The organism is Pseudomonas sp. UM16 (genome assembly GCF_050312595.1).
Classification (GTDB): Bacteria; Pseudomonadota; Gammaproteobacteria; order Pseudomonadales; family Pseudomonadaceae; genus Aquipseudomonas.
The window spans coordinates 83885-90253 of the sequence record NZ_JBNPJT010000019.1 but is presented as its reverse complement, the minus strand read 5'-3'; the positions used below and the strand labels follow the sequence as shown (position 1 = coordinate 90253).

The 6369-nt window shown below is 56.8% G+C and carries 3 protein-coding genes and 3 pseudogenes; 2 read left to right on the top strand and 4 right to left on the bottom strand.

Annotated features, from left to right (window positions below):
• Positions 1 to 143: pseudogene (locus ACQRAX_RS21295) on the top strand (IS66 family transposase); the annotation flags it as partial.
• A 45-nt stretch (positions 144 to 188) separates the two neighbouring features.
• Here the strand turns inward: ACQRAX_RS21295 and tnpC (ACQRAX_RS21290) are convergent.
• Positions 189 to 1720 (bottom strand): annotated as a pseudogene (tnpC, locus tag ACQRAX_RS21290) (IS66 family transposase).
• Positions 1721 to 1737: 17 nt separating this feature from the next.
• Positions 1738 to 2097 carry an IS66 family insertion sequence element accessory protein TnpB gene (gene tnpB / locus ACQRAX_RS21285; protein WP_412041168.1) on the bottom strand — a complete coding sequence of 120 codons (360 nt, stop codon included), beginning with the start codon at positions 2095 to 2097 and terminating at the stop codon, positions 1738 to 1740.
• Between the two features lie 80 nt (positions 2098 to 2177).
• Here tnpB and tnpC (ACQRAX_RS21280) point away from each other — a divergent pair.
• A pseudogene (gene tnpC / locus ACQRAX_RS21280) lies at positions 2178 to 2792 on the top strand (IS66 family transposase); the annotation flags it as partial.
• Between the two features lie 130 nt (positions 2793 to 2922).
• Here the strand turns inward: tnpC (ACQRAX_RS21280) and ltrA are convergent.
• Complete coding sequence (ltrA, locus tag ACQRAX_RS21275) at positions 2923 to 4473, bottom strand: group II intron reverse transcriptase/maturase (protein ID WP_412041169.1); 1551 nt, start codon at positions 4471 to 4473, stop codon at positions 2923 to 2925.
• Between the two features lie 349 nt (positions 4474 to 4822).
• Positions 4823 to 6355, bottom strand: a complete 1533-nt coding sequence (gene tnpC, locus ACQRAX_RS21270; RefSeq protein ID WP_412041170.1) for an IS66 family transposase — start codon at positions 6353 to 6355, stop codon at positions 4823 to 4825.
• Between the last annotated feature and the right edge of the window lie 14 nt (positions 6356 to 6369).

Genomic DNA, 6369 nt, shown 5'->3' with positions numbered 1-6369 from the left:
GGATGTGGGTGCAGGCCAGTGGGCCGCCCGAACGGCAAGTTGTGTTGTTCGACTACACCACCAGCCGCGCGCAGGAGGTAGCGTTGCGCCTGCTGGAGGGCTATCACGGCTACGTGATGACTGACGACTACGCCGGTTACAACGTGAGCGATCCACGAACCCCACCTGCCCAGTGGTGCGACTTTGTTTTACCTTGGCATCTCCGGTGAGCAGTTCCACGGCAGCAACGCCTCGTAGTCGGCTAGCGACTGCGCGAGTGGCAGGCGCTCTAATACGTGGCGCAGCCACGTATAGGGCTCCTGGTCATTGATCTTGGCGGTCTCGACCAAGCTATAGATCTGTGCACTGGCGGTGGCGCCCTTGGGCGTATCACTGAACAGCCAGGCTTTGCGCCCGATAACAAACGGCTTTATCGCTCTTTCGGCGGCATTGTTGTCGATCGGTAAAAAACCAGCCTCCGTATAACGCTCCAGTCGACTCCAGTTGCTCGCCAGATAATTAACCGCCTTGCCCAGCACGCTTTGCGGCGTCACTTGGGACTGAGTTTTATCCAGCCAGCTTTTCAACTGAGCCAGGATCGCCAAGCTCTTTTCCTGCCGGCCGATAAATCGCTGCTCGTCGCTGCCGTCTTTCAGTTCACGCTCGATGCCGTACAACTTATTGATCATCGTCAGCCCGATATCGGCACGCCCCGTCTTGCCCTTGGGCTGCACTTTTTGTGCTTCGATAAATTTGCGCCGCGCATGGGCCATGCACGCCAGGCGCTCCACGCCCGGTTGCAACGCCAACGCGTTGTAACCCGCATAGTCGTCGGTCATCACGTAGCCACGATAACCTTCCAGCAGGCGCAGCGGCACGTCCTGCGCGCGGCTGGAAGTGTAGTCAAACAGCACGACTTTTCGATCCGGTGGCCCGCTGGCCTGTACCCACATCCACGATTGGCTGGTCGGGTCTCGATCCGGTTCTTTAAGCACCTGGACGCGGGTTTCATCGCAGTGGATGACCGGGCTTTCCAGCAGCCGGTCGCGCATCAGATTCAATAGCGGTTGCAGATGTTCACCGCACTGGATAATCCAGCGGGCCAGCGTTTGCCGCGGAATTTCTATGCCATGCCGACTTAGCACCGCTTCAAAACGATGCAGCGGCAAGCCGTCGACATATTTGGTGGTTAACAGCATGGCCAACACGCTCGGGCTGGCCATGCTTTTTTCGATCAATTGTGCTGGCTTGTCCGCTGTGACCGGTGCGGTTTCGCAGCCACGGCAACCATAGACTTTGCGGATGTGTTTGATGACCCGGATCTGCATCGGCACGATATCCAGTTGTTCGCTGGTTTCTTCGCTGATGACATGCTTGCGGCAACCGCAGGCACAGGTCAGTTCATGTTCGGGCAGCTCGTGGATGACTTCAATGCGTGGCAGATCAGCCGACAGTGGCTTGCGCTTGCCACGGCGTGGCGCAGGAGCAACGACTTCCTCGTCAGCATCGCCGACCGGAAGCATAGGCTCGCTTTGGGTTCATTGAACAGCGCCAGTTGCGGCGTGTTGGGCTCTGCGGTCTGCTCAGATTTACGACCGAATATACGGTCACGCAACAGCTTGATCTGTTCTTTCAGATCAACGATGTGGGTGGCGTAGGCTTCTTTGACTTCCTGCGCATCAAGCAGCATCTGCTTAAGCAATATGGGGTCGTCAGGGAGGTCTTCAGGCATCAATTTCATGGCCTGGATTATACCCGTCAGGCAACAAATCTTGGAGTCAAAACCTTATGCGGGCGGTTGCGCCATAGATCAAATCCATCCAGTAACCAGTTCAGCTCTTGCACCGTCAGCACGATGGCCTCGTCGAGTTCATCCGGTGAAGTTTTGAAACGCTCGGACTCCAGGCGCTTGAGCCAAAGGCAAAAGCCGTTGCGCTCCCAATACAGCACTTTGACGCGATTGCGGTGGCGATTCAGGAAAACGAAAAGTACCGGGTCAAACACCGCCACCTTGATATCCAGTTCGACCAGGGCCGCCAGGCCGTCGATGGATTTTCGGAAATCGACCGGCTTTGGGTACAGATACACTTTTTCAACACTGGCGTTGGGACGCATCATCGCGATGGGCTCCTGATGGAAATCGGGAGCACAGCATCAGCTGCCAGCTATTCGCTTGGAATGTGGGGTTCATGGATCGGATACGTTACAACGCGTTGGCGTTGCAGCCCGGTGTCGAGCGCTTGGCGTGCATGGTGCATGTGCGGCGCAAGTTCATCGAGGCGCAGAAGGTGCAGCCCAAGGGCAAGACCGGGCGTGCTGATATCGCGCTGGGGATGATCAACAAGTTGTATGGCATCGAGCGTGAACTGAAGGATGCCAGCGATGAGCAGCGGTTCATCGGTCGCCAGGAAAGAAGCCTGCCGATCCTCCAGCAGCTGAAAAGCTGGCTGGATAAAACGCAATCCCAAGTCACACCGCAAAGTGTTTTGGGCAAGGCGGTGCACTACCTGGCGAACAACTGGAGTCGGCTGGAACGCTATGTCGAGGCCGGCCATTTGCCGATCGACAACAACCTGGCGGAGCGTGCGATAAGGCCGTTTGTCATTGGGCGCAAAGCCTGGCTGTTCAGCGACACGCCCAAGGGCGCCATGGCCAGTGCACAGATCTATAGCTTGGTCGAGACCGCGAAGGCCAACGGCCAAGAGCCCTATACGTGGCTGCGCCACGTCCTTGAGCGGCTGCCGCATGCCTCGTCGGTAGAGGACTACGAGGCGCTGCTGCCGTGGAACTGCTCGCCAGAGATGCCACAGTAACCGGCTACCCAAGGGCTGGATAGGTGGGGTTCATGGATCGCACTCTATGCGACCCATATCGTCGACCTGAAAGGTCGCGGTAGGAATGGCAGTCACCTGCCACCCCCCGCACAGATCCGTACGTGCGGAATTACCGCATACGGCTCCTGCCTTGGGTTTTGACGCCGAAGCGGGTTATGGGATGCGGATGCATTGGTAGCTCTCTTGGATAGGGTATGAATAGCCGGGCCAACGTAGCCATGCGTTCCCAGTTCAGACGGTGCCGCTGACTTCGCCGTTTAAGAGCATGCCTCCACGCACCGATCACTTCACGGCGAAAGGCATCCAGTCGCCGTGTGTTACCGGGTACGTGATAGTAGTTGCAGTAACCTTTAAACAGACGGCTCAACCATTGTCCGATTACCGGGACGGGCTCATGCCTGCGCTTATGTAACTGCGCCCGTATCTCCCTGATTGTCGTTCTCATACGCTTGGCGATGGTCACGCGTCTAACCACAAACATCCCGTTCTTGGTTTTGTCACAGATATGCGTGAACCCGAGAAAATCGAAAGTTTCCGGTTTTCCTTCTCCGCGCTTCTTGCGATCTTCGGTCGCGAACCAGCCAAACCGTAGCAAACGTGTTTTCTCTGAATGCAGTGTCAGGTTGAACTGAGCTAGTCGAGCCTCCAACGCCTGGCGAAAACTCCATGCATCTTCATGCTTTTCAAACCCAAGCACACTGTCGTCTGCGTATCGCACAGCAATCATCTGACCTCGTGCAGTACGCTCGCGCCATTGCCTGATCCACAAGTCCATCACGTAGTGCAAGTAGATGTTGGCAAGCAACGGTGAAATGGGTGCGCCTTGCGGCGTACCCTGCTTCGCAGGAATGCGCTTTCCACTTTCGAGAACACCTGTGCGCAACCATCGAGCTATCAGCGCTAACATTCGCCTATCCGCAATTCGGTGTTGCAGGAGGCACATCATCCATTCGTGATCGATGGTGTCAAAGAACGCTCGAATATCCACGTCCAATATCCAACGAACACGCGAGTTCTGTATTCCTACCGATAACGCATCCAATGCATCGTGTTGCCCTCGACCTGGGCGAAAACCATACGAGAGTCCGAGAAAGTTCTGCTCATAAATTGCGTTGAGCACTTGCACGACTGCGGTCTGGACGATCTTGTCTTCCAATGCGGTTACGCCCAGCGGGCGCTCGCTACCATCTGCCTTTGGGATAAATACCCGCCGAACAGGCTGGGCGCGATAGCGGCCACTGTGCAGTTTGTCGTGTAAGGCTGTCAGCCTTGTGAGCAGACCTTGCTCGTACTCTCGCCACGATAGACCATCCACACCACTGGCCGCGTCTCGCTTGAGATTGTAGAAACTCTCGTGCAATAGCTCGACCGTCACGTGGTGCAGCAAGCTCGTGAACTTTACCCGGCGATCTCGCCGAGCTGCTTGACGTACAGCGAGCAACCCTGACAACGCACTTGTCCGGCTCTGCGTCCGGGGTGCGGAAGGCTGTTCGCTGTTCCCCTTGGCTAACTCCCTTTCCTCCATTGTCTCCGCTGAGCAAAACCCATTGTTCGACAACTTCTCAGGTACTACGGAGTTATCCGACTTCTCATCCGCGTAGACAGCAGGCTTTTGGCTTGTGACCTTTCCTGCCCCGTCTGGCTTGTCACGACCAGACACGGACGAGATCTCCCAGCTTCCGTACAGTTGACTTCCCAGCATGCTCAGGGTCTACGACCGCGCAGGGCGTGAAACATGGCTTGCGATTATCGTCATGCACACTGTGGCCTTCCGCTTCGCATAACAGCGTCGGCGCCCTGGACTCATGATTTCGCGGCTCAATGGCTGGCCTGCTGGTTTCCCCTGCCAACGCTTCGCCGTACACCTCACGGTGCACAACGCATGACTCGGGGTCGAGGTGTTTCGCCATAACTTCTCTCGTAGGGACTTTCACCCTTTATCAACTGCCAGCTTGGCTGGCGCACTAAGCGCTCCATGAACCCCACGTATTCAAAAATAGGCGGCGCGCTTAGCAAGGCGATGCGAGCGAGCAGTTCCAAGGCAGCAAGGCCTCAAAGTCTTCTACCCTCGAGGCTTGTGGCAGGCGCTCAAGTGCATGGCGCAGCCACGCATAGGGCTCTTGGCCGTTGGCTTTAGCCGTCTCGACCAAACTGTAAAGTTGAGCGCTGGCCGTCGCGCCTTTGGGCGTGTCGCTGAACAGCCAATTCTTGCGCCCGATAACGAAGGGCCTGATCGCACGCTCGGCGGTATTGTTGTCGATCGGCAAGTAACCGGCTTCGGTGTAGCGCACCAACTTGTTCCAGTTGTTGCTCAGATAACTGATCGCCTTACCCAGCGCGTTCTGCGCGGTTACTTGAGGCTGGGTTTTCTCCAGCCAGGCGTGCAACTGCGCCAACACCGGCAGACTGTTTTGCTGCCGACCTTCGTAGCGATGTTCATCGCCGACTTCTTTTAAATCTCGCTCGATACCGTACAGCTTGTTGATCAGATTCAGCGCGATATCCGCGCGCCCAGTCTTGCCTTTGGGCTGCACTTTTTGCGCTTCGACGAACTTGCGTCGAGCGTGTGCCCAACAGCCCATACGTTCGATACCAGGTTGTACACCTAGCGCGTTGTAACCAGCGTAATCATCGGTCATCAGGTAGCCCTGATAGCTTTCGAGCAAGCGCGACGGAACCTCCTGCGCCCGGCTGGTCGAGTAGTCAAACAAGATAACGGGCTGATTCGGCGGCCCACCGGTTTGCACCCACATCCAGGATTGGCTGGTGGGCTCTCGATCAGGTTCTTTCAGCACTTGCACGCGCGTTTCATCGCAGTGGATGACGCGGCTCTCCAGTAGCCGGTCGCGCATCAAATTCAGCAAGGGCTGCAGGTGTTCACCGCACTGGATAACCCAGCGCGCCAAGGTCTGGCGTGGAATATCGACGCCGTGGCGACCGAGGACTTTTTCGAAGCGGTGAAGCGGCAAACCGTCGACGTATTTGGTCGTCAGCAACATCGCCAACACACTGGGGCTGGCCATGCTCTTTTCGATCAGTTGCGCAGGCTTGTCTGCGGTAACCGGTGCGGTTTCGCAATCGCGGCAACCGTAGACCTTGCGCACATGTTTGATCACGCGGATTTGCATCGGCACGATCTCCAGCTGCTCGCTGATTTCCTCGCCAATGGCGTGCTTGCGGCAACCGCAGGCGCAGGTCAGCTCGTGCTCGGGCAGTTCGTGAATGACTTCGATACGCGGAAGATCTGCGGGCAGAGGCTTACGTTTGCCCCGTCGCCTGGTCGGCGCTACGACCTCTTCTTCAACCGCTTCGTCGACCAACTCGGCGACGCTTTCAGCTTCGTTGAACAAGGCCATTTGCGGGGTCGCAGGATCGGCAGTCTGCTCTGACTTGCGCCCGAAAAGACGCTGACGCAACAGCGCGTTTTCTTCTTCGAGATGAACGATCTTGCCCTTATCCGACTCGCGCTCACTCAGCATTTGCTCAAGCAGTTGCTTGAGCAAAACAGGGTCGTCAGGAAGGTCTTTGGGCATGGAAATCATGCTCTGGATTATAC